Annotated in this window: 16 protein-coding genes; 10 read left to right on the top strand and 6 right to left on the bottom strand. The window is 65.8% G+C overall.

Going from position 1 to position 15,905, the window contains the following annotated elements; all coding sequences use genetic code 11:
- Positions 1-4 precede the first annotated feature (4 nt).
- The 6 genes from EGY25_RS03140 to EGY25_RS03115 form a co-directional block, all read right to left on the bottom strand.
- Positions 5-409: a DUF6766 family protein gene (locus EGY25_RS03140; protein WP_209307955.1), complete on the bottom strand. Its 405-nt coding sequence runs from the start codon at positions 407-409 to the stop codon at positions 5-7.
- 69 nt (positions 410-478) lie between these two features.
- Positions 479-1,864 carry a UDP-glucose dehydrogenase family protein gene (locus tag EGY25_RS03135; protein ID WP_135193600.1) on the bottom strand — a complete coding sequence of 462 codons (1,386 nt, stop codon included), beginning with the start codon at positions 1,862-1,864 and terminating at the stop codon, positions 479-481.
- Complete coding sequence (locus EGY25_RS03130) at positions 1,861-2,796, bottom strand: glycosyl hydrolase (protein ID WP_135193599.1); 936 nt, start codon at positions 2,794-2,796, stop codon at positions 1,861-1,863. Before EGY25_RS03130 ends, EGY25_RS03135 begins: the two co-directional genes overlap by 4 nt.
- Positions 2,793-3,575, bottom strand: coding sequence for a TIGR04290 family methyltransferase (locus EGY25_RS03125; protein WP_245159325.1), 783 nt, complete (start codon positions 3,573-3,575; stop codon positions 2,793-2,795). The genes EGY25_RS03130 and EGY25_RS03125 overlap by 4 nt, the downstream gene beginning before the upstream one ends.
- A 1-nt stretch (position 3,576) precedes the next feature.
- Positions 3,577-4,164, bottom strand: a complete 588-nt coding sequence (locus EGY25_RS03120) for a histidine phosphatase family protein (protein ID WP_135193597.1) — start codon at positions 4,162-4,164, stop codon at positions 3,577-3,579.
- Entirely contained in the window at positions 4,161-5,222 is a 1,062-nt protein-coding gene (locus EGY25_RS03115) for an inositol-3-phosphate synthase (RefSeq protein WP_245159324.1), read from the bottom strand. The genes EGY25_RS03120 and EGY25_RS03115 overlap by 4 nt, the downstream gene beginning before the upstream one ends.
- A gap of 324 nt (positions 5,223-5,546) precedes the next feature.
- On the opposite strand from EGY25_RS03115, the gene EGY25_RS03110 reads away from it, so the two are divergent.
- From EGY25_RS03110 to EGY25_RS03060, 10 genes are read left to right on the top strand one after another with little or no spacing between them, the layout of a single operon-like run.
- Positions 5,547-5,816, top strand: coding sequence for a hypothetical protein (locus tag EGY25_RS03110; protein ID WP_135193595.1), 270 nt, complete (start codon positions 5,547-5,549; stop codon positions 5,814-5,816).
- Between the two features lie 13 nt (positions 5,817-5,829).
- Positions 5,830-6,942 (top strand): NAD-dependent epimerase/dehydratase family protein, encoded by a 1,113-nt coding sequence (locus EGY25_RS03105; protein WP_135193594.1) that lies wholly within the window; start codon positions 5,830-5,832, stop codon positions 6,940-6,942.
- Complete coding sequence (locus tag EGY25_RS03100) at positions 6,939-7,982, top strand: SDR family NAD(P)-dependent oxidoreductase (RefSeq protein ID WP_135193593.1); 1,044 nt, start codon at positions 6,939-6,941, stop codon at positions 7,980-7,982. The genes EGY25_RS03105 and EGY25_RS03100 overlap by 4 nt, the downstream gene beginning before the upstream one ends.
- Positions 7,979-9,085: a glycosyltransferase family 4 protein gene (locus tag EGY25_RS03095; protein WP_209307954.1), complete on the top strand. Its 1,107-nt coding sequence runs from the start codon at positions 7,979-7,981 to the stop codon at positions 9,083-9,085. Before EGY25_RS03100 ends, EGY25_RS03095 begins: the two co-directional genes overlap by 4 nt.
- Positions 9,082-10,200 carry a CgeB family protein gene (locus EGY25_RS03090; protein WP_135193592.1) on the top strand — a complete coding sequence of 373 codons (1,119 nt, stop codon included), beginning with the start codon at positions 9,082-9,084 and terminating at the stop codon, positions 10,198-10,200. The genes EGY25_RS03095 and EGY25_RS03090 overlap by 4 nt, the downstream gene beginning before the upstream one ends.
- Positions 10,197-11,288, top strand: coding sequence for a CgeB family protein (locus EGY25_RS03085; protein ID WP_135193591.1), 1,092 nt, complete (start codon positions 10,197-10,199; stop codon positions 11,286-11,288). Before EGY25_RS03090 ends, EGY25_RS03085 begins: the two co-directional genes overlap by 4 nt.
- On the top strand, positions 11,285-13,360 hold the full coding sequence (locus EGY25_RS16735) for a bifunctional glycosyltransferase/UDP-glucuronate decarboxylase (protein ID WP_245159323.1): 2,076 nt from the start codon (positions 11,285-11,287) through the stop codon (positions 13,358-13,360). The genes EGY25_RS03085 and EGY25_RS16735 overlap by 4 nt, the downstream gene beginning before the upstream one ends.
- 20 nt (positions 13,361-13,380) lie before the next feature.
- Positions 13,381-13,887 carry a DUF1003 domain-containing protein gene (locus tag EGY25_RS03070; protein ID WP_245159322.1) on the top strand — a complete coding sequence of 169 codons (507 nt, stop codon included), beginning with the start codon at positions 13,381-13,383 and terminating at the stop codon, positions 13,885-13,887.
- Positions 13,871-14,857, top strand: coding sequence for an MDR/zinc-dependent alcohol dehydrogenase-like family protein (locus EGY25_RS03065; RefSeq protein ID WP_245159321.1), 987 nt, complete (start codon positions 13,871-13,873; stop codon positions 14,855-14,857). Before EGY25_RS03070 ends, EGY25_RS03065 begins: the two co-directional genes overlap by 17 nt.
- Positions 14,854-15,894: a Gfo/Idh/MocA family protein gene (locus EGY25_RS03060; protein ID WP_135193589.1), complete on the top strand. Its 1,041-nt coding sequence runs from the start codon at positions 14,854-14,856 to the stop codon at positions 15,892-15,894. The genes EGY25_RS03065 and EGY25_RS03060 overlap by 4 nt, the downstream gene beginning before the upstream one ends.
- Positions 15,895-15,905: the final 11 nt, after the last annotated feature.

The following is a 15,905-nucleotide window of genomic DNA, read 5'->3' as shown; positions in this document are numbered from 1 at the left end:
GAAATCACCGTGCGTAAGGCGGATCGACATGGATGGAGGCATGACCCCCGTGCCGTTCGTGACGCTGGTCGATCTGCGCGATAAGGGCCAGGCCGCGCTCCTTGCCGACCAACTCAAGCAGGGCGTCCAGCTTGGCCTCGGTCCGGTCGTCGTTTTCCTTGGATGACGGCGAGCCGACGTAGAGGAAATAGGCCAGGCCGACGACCTGCCACAGCAGTTGCAGGAACTCCGATTGCCAGTTCTCGAAGGTGTCTCGCGCCATCTCCATCAGATAGGGGGTGACCTGCGCGGCCTGGCCGTGCTCGCGCGCCTCGTCGACGAAGGCGAACCATCCAAACAGCCAATGCAAGACTATGGAGACGGTGAAAAAGGCCAGGGTGATCCAGGCGTAGCCATAGCGCTTCAGCATAGGGGGCTCTCCCTTGGCGGCGATGACGCCGCGCGATCGGGTGGAAAAACACGCGCGTCACCCATCGGTTCAGTCCACATCCGGCGACTGAAGCGCCGACTGCATCCGGTCGATGACCGCCGCCCCGTGCCCCAGGGCGGCGATCGATCTCCGAGACGCCGGGCGACCGAGCGAGATGTAGTCGAAGCCCGCCCTGGCGACCGCCTCCGGATCGAAAAGGTTGCGAAAGTCGATCAGGCGGTGGCCCCGCATGATCCGATGCAGTCGCTCCAGATCGAGGCTCGCATAGGCCGGCCATTCGGTCAGCAAGACCAGCACATCCGCGCCCTGCGCCGCAGCATATGCATCTCGAAAGAAGGCGACGCCGGGCAGTTTCGGCCGCGCGGCCACGATCGCTTCAGGGTCGCTGGCGCAAACGGTCGCGCCCCGCGCCTGGAGGTCGGGGATCAGGTCGAGAGCGGCGGCCTCGCGCATGTCGTCGGTGCCCGCCTTGAAGGCGAGGCCCAGCACTGTCACGACCTTGTCGGTCAGGTCGCCCGTCGCAGCAGCGACCCGCGCCCCGAGATGGCGTTTACGGCGTCGGTTCGCGGTCTCTGCGGCCGCTATCACGGACAGGGTCGCATCGGCCTTACGCGCCGTTGCGAGCAGGGCCTGAGTATCCTTGGGAAAACACGAACCGCCATAGCCGGGGCCGGGCTGAAGGAACCGCCCGCCGATACGGGCGTCCATCCCCATGCCTTCGGCCACGAACGCAGCGTCAGCGCCGATGTCTTCGCAGAGGTCGGCGATCTCGTTGATGTAGCTGATCTTGACGGCGAGGAAGGCGTTTGAGGCGTATTTGATCAGCTCCGACGTGCGGCGATCGGAGAACAGCACGGGGCAGCCCCGTGCGGTCAACGGCCGATAGACCGCTTCCATCACCGCGTTTGCACGGGACGTCTCCGCGCCGATCACGATCCGATCAGGCTTGAGGAAGTCGCCGACGGCGCACCCCTCGCGCAGGAACTCGGGGTTGGACACCACGGCCGTTTCAACGTCCGACGCGTGGGCGGCCAGGATTGCTTCTACTTCGTCGCCGGTTCCGACGGGAACGGTCGATTTGGTCGCCACGACGGTAAACCCCCGCAAATGAGCCGCGATGTCGCGCGCGGCGGCGTGGACGAAGCTCAAGTCGGCTTCGCCATCACTGTCTGCCGGGGTGCCGACGGCGATGAAGACGACGTCGCTGGAGCTCACTCCGTCAGCCGTATGGCTGGAGAAGCTCAGACGGTCGGCCATCCGGTTGCGAGCGATCAGCGCCGGCAGGTCCGGCTCGTAGATGGGACAGTCGCCGGCCAGCAAGCGATCGATCTTCGCCCGATCGCTGTCGATGCAGCAGACTTCATGCCCCAGTTCGGCCAGGCAGGCGCCGGTGACGAGGCCGACATAGCCGGTTCCGATGACGCCGATTCTCATGCTGCGCTCGCCTCGATCGGTTGCGGGGCGACGACCGGCGAGCGGACCGGCGCATAACGGGCCGTCATTTCGGCGCAGAACGCCGCGAACTCCTCCGGGACCTGGGGCGGGCTGGTGTGGTGAGCCTCCAGTCCGCGATGTTCTGGGGTGAAGCAGAAGGTCACCGTGACGTCGAAGTCGGACAGAGTCTCCATTTGGCGGTCGAACCAGTCCAACGCGCCGTCGCGGTAGCGATCCGCCCAGGACAGGCCAGTGCGCAGCCGGCGCACGCCGAGGTCCTTCAACCAGCGTACGGCGTCATCCAGACGGTGGTCGTGGTAGTGGAACCACTGGCACACGCCCATATCCGACGCGTATGGCCGGAACGCCTCCACCGCCGGCTTGGGCGAGCCGTCCTCGCGCAGTAGGCCCATGTGGAAATGCCGATAGTAGGACGAGCCTTCCGCCTCGCGATGACGCGTGGTCGCCTCCCACGTTCTGGGCAGATCGTAGAGGCTGTACCAATGAATGCGCGGCGCCTTGCCGATCAGCAGTTCGGCGGTCTTGCGCACGCCCCAGGCCTGGACTTCTTCGGAACCGAAGGCGGAGACGCCGACTTCCGTCACCCAGACGGGCTTGTTCGTGACCGCCTTGATTTCCTCGATCCGCGCCGGCCATTCGTCTATGGGCCACAGGTTCCAGTCCAGCGGAAAGCCATGGACGGCGACCACATCGACGGCGTCCATGACCCCTTGCGCCTCAAGCCGGCGGATGAACGACGGATCGATCGGCGACATTCCGCCCAGCACTCGTGTCACCGCCGGATTCTCGGCACGGATCGCCGCGCCCGCCAGCCGTGTCAGCTCTGCAAAACGCTCCCACTCCGGGTCCAGCAAAGGATCCCAGTGCGACTTGTTGTTGGGTTCATTCCAAATCTTGACCGCTTCGATCATCGGCGCGTCTCCGTGTATTTGTCATGACCGTTGACGGCAGGGCGGGCGGGATAGACGGCGGCGGCATCCGTCGGGCGGTCCACCCGGCGACACAGAAAGACCTCTTCTTCCGGCCGTTGAAGAAGGTCGAAGCCGGCGCTTCTCAACATGGCCTTGCTGGCCGAGGCGTTGGGCGCCCACCAGTTGGTCCAATCTCCGGCGTAGCGGTGCTCAATGAAGTGCAGCTTCGGATAGTCGGGCCGGTCGAAATGCGCCGTTTCGGAAAAGGCGTAGTCGATTTCGGGCTCGAAAATGTCGTCCGCGCCACGCTGCATCGACTGAAAAAGCAGCAGGTCGTCGGCCACGTGCTCGTGGATCAGGTCCAGCGCTAAAAGCGGGTGCCGCAAGTGGTAGAGCACGCCCATGAAGATGACGAGGTCGAACCGTTCCCCCAGCTTCGCCAGGTCGTAGACGGACAGTTTGCGGAACTCGATATCGGCGTCTTCGACTTCGGCGGCCAGCCGCGCCTGATCCAGGTAGCGGTCGTCGAAGTCGATGCCGAGGACGCGGTCGGCGCCGCGCCGCTTCATCTCAAGCGAATAGAAGCCGGCGTTACAACCGATGTCGAGCACACTGCGTCCGCTAAGGTCTTCCGGCACGACGTGGGCAAAGCGAGCGAATTTGTTGGCGGGATAGTCGTGGAGGAAGTGATCGGGTGCAGTCCGAACGCCTCTCAGCTCCATGTTGTGAAACCAAGGGCCGAGCTCGGCCACGCGGTCGTGAACCTGCTGGGCGGTCATTTCAGACATGGGGAACCTCGTTTAGGCGAAGAAGCGTGAGGCCCTCGGGCGTCGCGGATACGGTGGTCACCGAACCCGGGGAGACCTCAAACCGGTCGTGGGCTTGCAAAGACAGACCGAGCGTCAGCGCCACGACAGACTTGATGACGTCGGCGTGGCTGACCGCCGCCACTGGCCCGACATCCGTAGTCGCCAGGCTTTCCAGCCAGCGCGATAGCCGGATCTGCACCTCCAGCATCGTCTCGCCATCAGGCGGCCGCGCCTGATCGCGACGGGCGTTCCATCTGCGCCATTCGGGCAGCGGATCGAGCTCGGCGAAGTCTCGTCCGGTCCAGGCTCCGAAATCGATCTCGTTCAAGGCAGTCTCCTCCTCCAGAGGGCGGGCGTGAGCGGCGGCGATGACGGCGGCGGTCTGTCGCGCTCGTTCCACTGGGCTGGTTACGACGCGGCTCGGATTGGTGAGCGCCCGGGCCAAGGCCTCGGCCTGACGTCGGCCGGCCTCGCCCAAACCTACGCCCGGCGCCCGCCCGCAAAGTCGCCGCGACACCAGGTCATGGGTTCCATGCCGGATCAGATGGATGAGGGTCATGAGGCGAGGCGTGCGGAGCGAAGGCCGGCTGCAGGCGAAGCTTCGTCTCCGTGGATGAAGCGCAGCGTCCGCGCGCGCGCCTCCTCGTCGGTGAACTGCTCGGGCGGCGACTTCATGAACCAGCTGGACGGTCCGATCAGGGGGCCCGATACGCCCCGATCCATGGCGACCTTGGCGCAGCGCACGGCGTCGATGACGACGCCAGCGCTGTTGGGACTGTCCCAGACCTCTAGCTTGACCTCCATGCTGATCGGGACATCGCCGAAGGTCGTGCCCTCCAGTCGGATGTGCGCCCATTTTCGGTCCGTCAGCCAAGGCACGAAATCGCTGGGGCCGACGTGGACGTCGTCCTCGGCCAGGGGCGCATCGAACTGGCTGGTGACGGCCTGGGTTTTGGAAATCTTCTTGGAGCTCAGTCGCTCGCGTTCCAGCATGTTCTTGAAGTCGGCGTTGCCCCCGAAGTTGAGCTGATAGGTGCGGTCCAGGCGAACGCCGCGTTCACGCATCAGATTGGCCAGAACCCGGTGAACGATGGTGGCGCCGACCTGGCTCTTGATGTCGTCGCCTAAGATCGGCAGGCCCGCCTGGGCGAAACGCTTGGCCCAAACGGGGTCAGAGGCGATGAACACAGGGATGCAGTTGACGAAGGCGCAGCCGGCCTTCAGCGCCTGTTCGGCGTAGTATTCGGTCGCCCGCTGCGACCCGACCGGCAGGTAGGACACCAGCACCTCGGTCCCGCTGTCGCGCAACGCCTGGGCGACGTCGATGGGCGGAGCCGCGCTCTCCTCCAGATCCTCGACCATATAGCAGCCGATCCCATCCAGTGTGGGGCCGCGCAGAACCTGCACGCCCGATGGGCGAGGCGAAGCGAAGCGGATGGTGTTGTTCGGCGCAGCGAAGATGGCGTCAGACAAATCTCGCCCGACCTTGGCGGCGTGGATGTCGAAAGCGGACACCACCTCCATGTCCTCGACGCGATACCCGCCGAGCTCGACGTTCATCAGGCCGGGAGGGGGGGCGTTGCTGGCGGCCGCCTCATAATGGGTGAGGCCTTGCATGAAGGACGACGCGCAATTGCCTACGCCGACGAGGCCGATCCGGACGGAGTTCCGCTGCATTGGCTGGTCCCCTTGGAGTAACGCGGTCTTGGCGACCGCAGCAGGGGAAGGATCTACAAAGCTCCCGGTTCCGTGAAATGGCTAAGTATCCATGATTACGGAAGCTGATCACCGAAAAGGCTGTGATTGTGTAGGTTTTTGAACACAATAATAGTGGCTATAAACTATAGTCCTTGATGTCTGTGTTCAACATTGAACACTGAATGTGGCGGAACAGATCTGTAGAAGAAGCTGTTGCTCAAGTGAACCTACCGGAGCCGTAAGATGTCCGAAGCGAACCGCCTGACCGATCACGACGCCATCCGCCGTTGGGCCGAAGCCCGAGATGCGAGGCCCTCTCGCGTGAAGATGACGACGGACGAGAAGGGCGGCGGAGTGCTGCGGTTCGACCTTGGCGACAAGGAGGACGCGCTGGAAGAAATCTCGTGGGACGACTTCTTCCGCATCTTCGAAGACAGCGAACTGGCCCTGCTCGAACAGGATGAGACCAGCGGCGGCCAGCTGAGCCGCTTTTCCAAGTTCGTGAAGCGCTGAGCGGGAGGAACCCATGGCGGACACCATCCTCATCACCGGCGGCGCAGGCTTCGTCGGCCGGCATCTCGCCCGGGCGTTGCTAGAGCAGGGCCACAGAGTGCGGGCGCTCGACAGCCTGATCGAGCAGGTTCACCCCACCGCAATGCGGCCGGAGGAACTGGATTCAGAGGTCGAGCTGATCGTCGGCGACATTCGCGACGAGGACCGGGTCAGGGCCGCGCTTGAGGGGGTGGACAAGGTGGTTCACCTGGCGGCCGAAGTCGGCGTCGGTCAGAGCATGTATGCGATTGATCGCTACACCTCCGTCAACGACTACGGCACGGCGGTGCTGTTCCAGCAGTTGATCGATCGGCCTGTGGGACGAGTGGTCGTGGCGTCCTCGATGAGCATCTATGGCGAAGGGCTTTACCGCACCGCAGACGGCGAGCTGCGCCAGGAGGTGGTGCGGGGCCCACGCAATCCTGACGGCTCGTGGGATCCGAAAGACAATTCAGGACGGCCGCTGATCCCTGTGCCGACGCCGGAGACCAAGTCGCCGGCGCTGAAGAGCGTCTATGCGATCAACAAGTTCGTTCAGGAACGGCTGACCCTGACCCTGACGGCGCAATACGGCATGGAGAGCTGCGCGTTGCGGCTCTGGAACATCTATGGACCGGGCCAGGCCCTTTCCAATCCCTATACCGGGGTCCTCGCCATCTTCGCCTCCCGCATCGCCAACGGACAGGCGCCGATGGTGTTCGAGGACGGGCTCCAGCGCCGAGACTTTGTCCACGTCTCGGACGTCGCGCGGGCTTTCCTGCTGGCGCTCGACAGGCCGGAGGCAAACGGCGAGGTGTTCAATATTGGCTCCGGCGAGGATCGCACCGTCGAGGAAGTGGCGCGGCTGCAGGCGGCGTCGATGGGACGACCGGACATCGAACCCCAGATCACCAACAAGGCGCGCGCCGGAGACATCCGCCACAATATTCCCGATCTGACCAAGGCGCGCGAAGGGCTGGGCTACGAGGCGCGTCAGGACTTTGCTGCCGGGCTGGAACAGTTGGCCGAGTGGGTGGCGCGACAGGAAGCGCAGGATCGCGTGGATCAGGCGCGCCGCGAGCTGGAGCTGCGGGGGCTGGTGGCATGAGCCGGGTCCTGATCACGGGAGGCGCAGGCTTCATCGGTTGCAACCTCGCAGATCGTCTGGCGGGGGAGGGCCACGAGGTCGTGGTGATGGACACCCTGGCGAGGCCGGGGGTGGAGGCCAATCTGAAATGGCTGCTCCTGCGCCACGGATCGCGGGTCAAGCATCTGACCGCCGATGTGCGTAAGGCTGAGGCGGTCGAGGCGGCGGCCGCCCGCGCCGATGTCGTCTTCCATCTGGCCGCCCAGGTGGCGGTGACCACCAGCCTGGCCGATCCCCACACCGACTTCGACATCAATCTGGGCGGCGCCCTGAACGTGCTGGAGGCGGTGCGTGCTCGAAGGACGCCGGTGATCTTCGCCAGCACCAACAAGGTGTATGGCGACCTGGCCGATATCGAATTGATTTTGCAGAACGAGGCTTGGCAGCCGGCCGATCCGGCGCTGCGGCTGCGGGGAGTCGATGAGCGGCGGCCGCTCGACTTCCACACGCCCTACGGCTGTTCCAAGGGGGCGGCGGATCAGTATGTCCTCGATTATGCGCGCAGCTACCAGGTGCCGACCTGTGTCCTCCGCATGAGTTGCATCTACGGGCCCCGTCAGCTGGGGACTGAGGACCAGGGCTGGGTCGCCCATTTCCTCATCCGCGCCTTGGAAAATGCCCCCATCACCCTCTACGGCGATGGGCGTCAGGTCCGCGACATCCTTCACGTCGACGACGCGGTGGACGCCTATGTCGCCGCCTGGACGCGGATGCAAGCCGTGTCCGGCCGCGCGTTCAACCTGGGTGGCGGGCCGGAGAATGCAGTCAGCCTTCGAGGTCTGATCGGCCATATCGACCGGCTGGTCGGGCGGCAGACAGACCTGCGGTTCGAGGATTGGCGAGCAGGCGATCAGCGCTATTTCGTGGCCGACGCTTCCGCCGCTCATCGAGCGTTGGGACTGGGTGCGCCGAAACCGTGGCGGACGGGCGTGTCCGAACTGGCGGAGTGGCTGAGGGTGGAGCGACGCCTGGACGTCCGCGTCGGATCGGCTGCGGCATGAGCCTGCACCCGCGTCATGTCCTGATGACCACCGACGCCGTAGGGGGCGTATGGACCTATGCGCTGGATTTGGCCGACGGGCTGCTGGCGCGCGGAATACGTGTTTCCCTGGCCATACTGGGGCCAGCGCCGGAACACACCCAAAGGCAAGCGGCGCATCGGATCCACGGCTTGAAACTGATCGAGGCGGGCGAGACCCTCGACTGGCTCGCCGACCGGCCGATTCAGCTCGACCAGGCAGGCAGAGCGCTGCGGAGCCTCGTTGCGCGGGTCGGCGCCGACCTGGTGCATCTGAACGCGCCAGCCCTCCGAGGCGAGGACGACTGGGGCGCGCCCGTCGTCGGCGTCTGTCATTCCTGTGTGGCGACTTGGTGGGACGCGGTTCGCGGGACCGATCTGCCGGAGGATTTCGAGTGGCGGACGGAGCGGCTGGGACGCGGCTATCGCCGTTGCGACCGTCTCATCGCCCCCAGCTATGCCTTCATGCAGGCGACGGCGGCGCGTTACGGCGTCCTGCCCACAGCCGTGCGAAATGGTCGTCGTCCGCCCGAGATCGGCGTGGCGAAGCGACGGCGGAGCGTGCTCACATCCGGTCGCCTCTGGGACGATGGAAAGAACATCGAGGTGCTGGAACGCGCCGCAAGTCGGATGCGGGGAACGGTGGAAGCCGCCGGCGCCCCGGAGGGGCCGAACGGCCAGGTCGCGCGTCTCGACCATCTTCGCGCGCTGGGTCAGCTGAGCGGCGGCGCGCTGCAGCGGCGCTTGCAGGAAACCGCCGTCTTCTGTGCGCCCTCCCTCTATGAGCCGTTCGGCCTGGGGGTGCTGGAGGCGGCTCAGGCAGGCTGCGCGCTCGTTCTGGCGGACATTCCGACCTTCCGGGAGCTTTGGGAGGGCGCGGCGCTGTTCGTGCCGCCACAGGACGATGTCGCGCTGGCGACGGTGCTGGACGATCTTCTGGACGACGCCGACCGTGCGCGCCGCCTCGGTCGTCTGGCGACGGCGCGGGCGCGTCAGTTCGGCGTCGACGCCATGGTCGAGGGCACGCTGGCGGTCTACGCCGAGGCGCTGGCCCAACGCGCTCCCTTCGGGGAGGCGGCCGCATGAAGGTCGTCTATTTCACCCATTCGTTGGAGTCTTGCTGGAACCACGGCAACGCCCATTTCCTGCGCGGTGTGCTGCGCGAGCTGATCGCGCGCGGTCACAAGGTCGAGGCGTGGGAGCCGCACGACGCCTGGAGCCGGGCCAACCTGGTCGCCGACCATGGCGAGGCTGGACTGGCGGCCTATCACCAAGCCTATCCCGAGCTGTCCAGTCGGCGCTTCCATCCGCCACTGGACGTGGATCTGGCGCTGGATGGGGCCGATTTGGTGATTGTTCACGAATGGAATGATCCGGCGCTGGTGGCCGCTATCGGACGCGCCCGCGCTCGCGGCCGTTTCACCCTGCTGTTCCACGACACTCACCATCGGGCGGTCAGCGAACCCGATGCCATGCAGGCCTTCGACCTTTCGCGCTACGACGGCGTCCTTGCGTTCGGCGAGACCTTGGCGGCCGTCTATCGTCGGTGGGGTTGGGGCGATCGCGTCTTCGTTTGGCACGAGGCCGCCGACGTCCGGCTGTTCCATCCGCCTGTTTACGAGCAGGCGCGCGAAGGGCTGGTCTGGATCGGCAACTGGGGCGACGGCGAGCGCGCCGCCGAACTGGAACGCTTCCTGTTCGCACCGGCGGCGGCGACTGGGCTTGGGCTCGATCTCTATGGCGTCCGCTATCCCGAGGCTGCCCGGCGGACGCTGGCGCGCTATGATGTCCGCTACCACGGCTGGCTGGCCAATGCGGCGGCGCCGCAGGTGTTCGCGAAACATATGGCGACGGTCCATGTGCCCCGTCGCTTCTACGTCGAGACACTGCCCGGCATTCCGACTATTCGTGTATTCGAGGCGCTGGCCTGCGGTATCCCCCTGGTCAGCGCGCCCTGGACGGACAGCGAGGGCCTGTTCGACATCGGCCGTGATTTGCTCATGGTCCGGTCCGGCAGCGAGATGGCCGCAGCGCTTAGGACCGTCAAGTCGGACAGGGACCTTCGTCGTGAACTGGCCGCCTCAGGGTTGGCCGCCATCCACGCCCGCCACACCTGCGCCCACCGTGTCGATGAACTGATGGCGGTGCTGGCTCGGCTCGGGGCCGGCGCACGCACCCCAGCCATGGAGATCGCGAAATGAAGATCGCCTTTTACGGCTCCAGCCTGTTGTCGTCTTATTGGAACGGCGCAGCTACCTATTACCGGGGATTGCTTGGCGCCCTAGCCCAGCGGGGCTGGGACATCCTATTTCTGGAACCCGACGCCTTCGAGCGCCAGCAGCATCGCGACATCGACCCGCCCGATTGGGCCGAGGTCATGGTGTGGGAAAACTCCGTCACAGGCTGCACCGCCGCCATGGCGCGCGCCGCAGAGGCCGACGTGGTGGTCAAGGCGTCGGGCGTGGGCGTCTACGACGATGTCTTGCTGGGCGTGTTTGACAGGGCGCGGACTGACGCTCTGACCGTCTACTGGGACGTGGACGCCCCCGCCACGCTGGCGGAGGTGAGGACCGCGCCCGATCACCCGTTGCGAGAGGTTCTGCCCCGGATCGATCATGTCCTGACGTACGGCGGCGGTGATCCGGTGGTGCAGGCCTTTCGAGCGCTGGGCGCCCGCGACTGCCGGCCGATCTACAATGCGCTGGACCCCGTCACCCATCACGCGGTCGCGCCGGATGCGCGGTTCTCCGCCGATCTGGCGCTGCTGGCCAATCGCCTCCCGGATCGCGAGCGCCGCATCGAGCAGTTTTTCCTGGAACCCGCCGCGTCCCTGCCGCAGCGACGCTTTCTGTTGGGCGGCAACGGTTGGGGCGACAAGGCCGTGCCTGAAAATGTGCGGGCCATAGGCCACGTCGGCACGGCCGAACACAACGCGTTCAACTGCAGCCCTTTGGCGGTGCTGAACGTCGCCCGCGACAGCATGGCGGAGGTTGGGTTCTCGCCGGCGACACGGGTCTTTGAAGCCACGGGCGCCGGCGCCTGCCTAATCACCGATCATTGGGAAGGCGTCGAGCAATTCCTGACGCCTGATGTCGAGGTGCTGGTAGCCCGCGACGGCCAGGACGTAGCCGCCCATCTCGCGTCACTGACGCCGGAACGCGCGCGGACCATCGGTCAGGCGGCGCGCGCCCGGGTGCTGGCCGACCACACCTATGCCCAGCGGGCGGCTGTGGTGGATCGGCTGTTTCGCAGCCGCCTCGAGGCCCGGCACGAGAGGAGCGCCGCATGAAGTTGGTCGTGCTCGGGCTCAGCCTGTCGTCCGCCTGGGGCAATGGGCATGCGGTGACTTTTCGCGCCCTGCTGTCCGCCTTTGCGGCGCGAGGCCACGAGGTGGTCTTCCTGGAGCGCGAAACGCCCTGGTACGCCGCGCACCGGGATTTGTCGGAGCCCGACTATTGCCGCCTGGCCTTCTATGCGGACCTGAAGGATCTGGAGCGTTTCGCCGGCGAGGTGCAGACCGCCGACGCCGTTCTGGTCGGTTCATACGTGCCGGAGGGGATCGCTGTCGGCCGGTGGGCGCGGCGCACGGCGAACGGCGTGGTGGCCTTGTACGACATAGACACGCCGGTGACGCTGGCGCGGCTGGCGCGGGACGACTGCGATTATCTGCAGACGGACCAGATCCCCGACTACGACCTGTATTTCTCCTTCACCGGTGGCGACACGCTGAAGCGTCTGGAGCGGGACTATGGCGCGCCGGCCGCGCGCGCCCTCTATTGTTCCGCAGACTCCGAGATTTACCGCCCGCAAGCCGTGACCATGCGGTGGGACCTCTCCTACCTCGGCACCTACAGCCCGGATCGTCAGCCGACGCTGGAGCGCCTGCTTCTAGAACCTGCCCGGCGCATGCCTGACCGTCGCTTCGTCGTGGCAGGGCCGCAGTACCCAGAGGACATCGACTGGCCTGCGAACGTCGAGCGGATCGACCACCTGCCGCCGGCGGAGCACTCGGCCTTCTACGCCGCCAGCCGATTTACCCTGAACGTCACACGCGACGACATGCGGATGGCCGGACACAGCCCGTCGATCCGCCTGTTCGAAGCCGCCTCGTGCGGCTGCCCGATCATTTCGGACACCTGGCCGGGGATCGAGACCCTGTTCACACCTGGTGTCGAGATCATCCTCGCCGAGGCCGCCGAGACGGTGATCGAGGCGCTGTCCGCACCTGCGGGTCAGGCTCAGTCGATGGGCGAGGCCGCCCGACGTCGCATTCTTTGCGAACATACCCCCTCCCATCGCGCCCAGACCCTGGAGCGTGAGTTGATCGCGGCCCGACGGGCCAAGACGAAGGACCGACCTATGAAGTCCATTTCCGACACCCGCACTGTCCTGGTCGCCGGCGGCGCCGGATTCTTGGGGTCCCACCTGTGCGACCGGTTGCTGGCGGAAGGCTGCCACGTCGTCTGCCTCGACAATCTGCAGACCGGCGACCTGGGCAACCTCAAGGCCGCGATGAAACAGCCCCGTTTCGAGTTCGTACGCCATGACGTCGTCGAGCCGCTGCCGGAACGGATCACCGAACGTCGCTTCGACCGCATCTATGACCTAGCCTGCGCCGCTTCGCCGCCGCAGTACCAGCAGGATCCAGAGCATACGATGCTGACCTGCATCCTCGGCGTCCGTCATCTGCTGCAACTGGCTGAGAAGACCGGGGCGCGCCTGTTGCTGACCTCCACCAGCGAAATCTACGGCGATCCGGAGGTGCACCCCCAGCCGGAGACCTATCGCGGCAACGTCAATCCGATCGGCCCGCGCGCCTGTTACGACGAAGGCAAGCGGGCGGCCGAGACCCTGGTGTTCGACTACGACCGGGCCGGGCGGTCCGACGTGCGTGTGGCGCGTATCTTCAATACTTACGGACCGCGCCTGTCCGCCGCGGATGGTCGGGTGGTCTCCAACCTGATCACCCAAGCACTCGCGGACGCGCCGATCACCATCTATGGCGACGGCAGCCAGAGCCGGTCTTTCTGCTATGTGGACGACATGGTCAGCGGCCTGATCGCGCTAATGGAGCATGAGGGGCCGCAGCCCGGCCCGATCAACCTCGGCAACCCGGTCGAGCTGACGGTGTCCGAACTGGTCGATGTCATCGTCGATCTGACCGGATCCAGCTCGGAGATCGTGTACCGGCCGCTGCCGATCGACGACCCTCGTCGCCGGCGTCCTGATATCGCCAAGGCGGAGACGGTCCTGGGATGGCGGCCTTGCATCGCCCTTCAGGACGGCTTGCGGCGTACGATCGATTGGTTCGACGCAGATCGCTCGCCGACGCTCGGCGATCGCCCGGCCCTCAGCGCCTAAAAATGCGCCCTGACGGAGACATGGCTGGCGTCTTAAGACGCAACATCGAGGTCATGCGTGCACAGCGCCGAGAGCAGGCCGAAGCGGCGCCTTGGCCGCAACGCCTGGCTCAGCGTATCACCGATTTTGCGGGAAGTATGGGGTTTGTGCTGCTGCACCTGCTGATCTTCGGCGGCTGGATCATCTCGAACCTGTGGGGGCCGGAGTTCTGGCGGTTCGACCCCACCTTGGTGATCCTAGCCATGGCGGCGTCGGTGGAGGCCATCTTCCTATCGACCTTCGTTCTGATCAGCCAGAACCGGATGGCCGCAGCGGAGCATGGGCGAGCGGAACTGGATCTGCAGATCAATCTGCTGGCCGAACATGAGATCACCCGGCTGATCGATCTCGTCGGCCGCCTCGCCGCACACGCCGGTCTCGCGTCCGACGATCCCGGCCTGGACGACCTTCGCCGCGACGTCGCCCCCGAGGTAGTGCTCGACCACATCAGCCAAGCCAACGAGGAAGACCATGACCGAGGTTCTTGACCAGACGCGCACCATGCGCGCCGCCGTCGTCACCGGGCCGGGCCAAATGGAGGTGCGCCACGTGCCTCGACCCGAGCCGGAGACCGGCCAGGTGCGGATCAAACTGGAAGGTTGCGGCGTCTGCGCCTCCAATCTGACGCCATGGGCAGGCCCTGAATGGATGACGTTTCCGACCTCGCCCGGCGGTCTGGGCCACGAAGGCTGGGGCGTGGTCGATGCGGTTGGATCTGGGGTGACCAGCGTCGTCGTCGGCGACCGGGTCGCCGCCCTCTCGCACAATAGTTTCGCCGAATACGATGTGGCCGACGCGGACGCAGTCGTGCCGTTGCCGCCGGAACTCGACGGCATGCTCTTTGCGGGAGAGCCGCTGGGATGCGCCATGAACATCTTTCGGCGCAGCGGCATTGAGGCTGGCCAGACCGTCGCCATCGTCGGCATCGGCTTTCTTGGGGCGGTGTTGACGCGTCTGGCGACGGACGTCGGCGCTCGGGTGATCGCCCTGTCCCGGCGGCCCTATTCGCTGGAGGTGGCGCGTCGGATGGGCGCTGCGGAAACCCTGGTGCTCGACGATCATTACGCCCTGATCGCCAAGGTGTCGGAGCTGACGGACGGACGGTTCTGCGATGTGGTGATCGAGGCGGTCGGCAAGGCCTGGCCGCTGGATCTAGCGGCCGAGCTGACGCGAGAGCGCGGGCGGCTTGTGATCGCCGGCTATCATCAGGACGGCCCGCGGCAGATCAATATGCAGCTGTGGAACTGGCGCGGCCTGGACGTCGTCAACGCGCACGAGCGCGACCCCGCCGTCTATGCCGAAATTGTGCGCGAGGCGGTCGAGGCGGTGCGCAGCGGTCGGCTGGATGTACGCGACCTGTTCACTCACGCCTATCCTCTGGAGCAGCTGGACGAGGCTCTGAACGCCACGCGCGACCGGCCGGACGGCTTTCTCAAGGCCGTAGTAGTGATGCGATGACCGATATCTTCCTGGAACGTTTGCAATCGTCCGCCCTGCGCCGTCCGCGCGTCGGCTTTCTGGGCGTCGGGTGGATCGGACGCAACCGCATGCAAGCCATGCTTGCGGGTGGACAGATCGAAGCGGCGGCAATCGCCGATCCGGACACGGAGATGGCGCGGGAAGCGCTCCGGCTCGCGCCGAACGCGGCGGTGTGCGCGGACCTCGATCAACTATTGGCCCAAGGGCTGGACGGACTGGTGATCGCGACTCCCAGCGCCATGCACGCGGAACAGACCGTGCGCGCGTTGGACGCCGGGGTCGCGGTCTTCTGTCAGAAGCCTTTGGGCCGAGACGCGGTGGAAACACGAGGGGCGATAGCGGCGGCGAAGTGCGCCGACCGGCTGCTGGCGGTGGACCTCAGCTATCGCCATACCGCCGCGGCCCAGGCTCTGCGAGGCTTGCTCAGGGCCGGGCGCTTGGGACGGATCCGGGCCGTCGATCTGACCTTTCACAACGCCTACGGCCCCGACAAGCCCTGGTTCTATGATCCTGCGCTTTCAGGCGGCGGATGCGTCATGGACCTCGGGGTCCATCTGATCGATCTCTGTCTTTGGCTGCTCGATGACGATATCGCCGAAGTCGATGCGCATCTGTCTCGCGATGGTCTCGCCGTGGCTGGCCGGACAGAGGCGGAAGATTACGCGGTGGCGACGCTTGTTCTGAAGTCCGGCGCCATCGTGCGGCTCGCGTGCTCATGGCGCCTGCCGGCAGGACAGGACGCGGTTATCGAAGCCGCCTTCTACGGCGAGGGCGCAGGCGCTGCGATGCGCAATGTCGGCGGCTCCTTCTATGATTTCGAAGCGGTGGCGTTCGAGGGCGTGAAATCCAGCGCGCTCGTCCGCCCGCCTGACGAATGGGGAGGGCGGGCCGCCTTGGCATGGAGCGATGCCCTGGCCAGGGGCGGTAGGTACGATCCTGCGGTGGAGAGCATGACGGATGTCGCCGCTGCTCTCGACCGTATCTACGCCTCCGCAAAAAGCCTGGTCGAGAGCTGAAAAAGGCCGGA

The organism is Brevundimonas intermedia, assembly GCF_004614235.1.
Taxonomy (GTDB): domain Bacteria; phylum Pseudomonadota; class Alphaproteobacteria; order Caulobacterales; family Caulobacteraceae; genus Brevundimonas; species Brevundimonas intermedia_A.
Note: the sequence above shows the minus strand (reverse complement) of the source record. Positions and strands in the feature narration are given on the sequence as shown.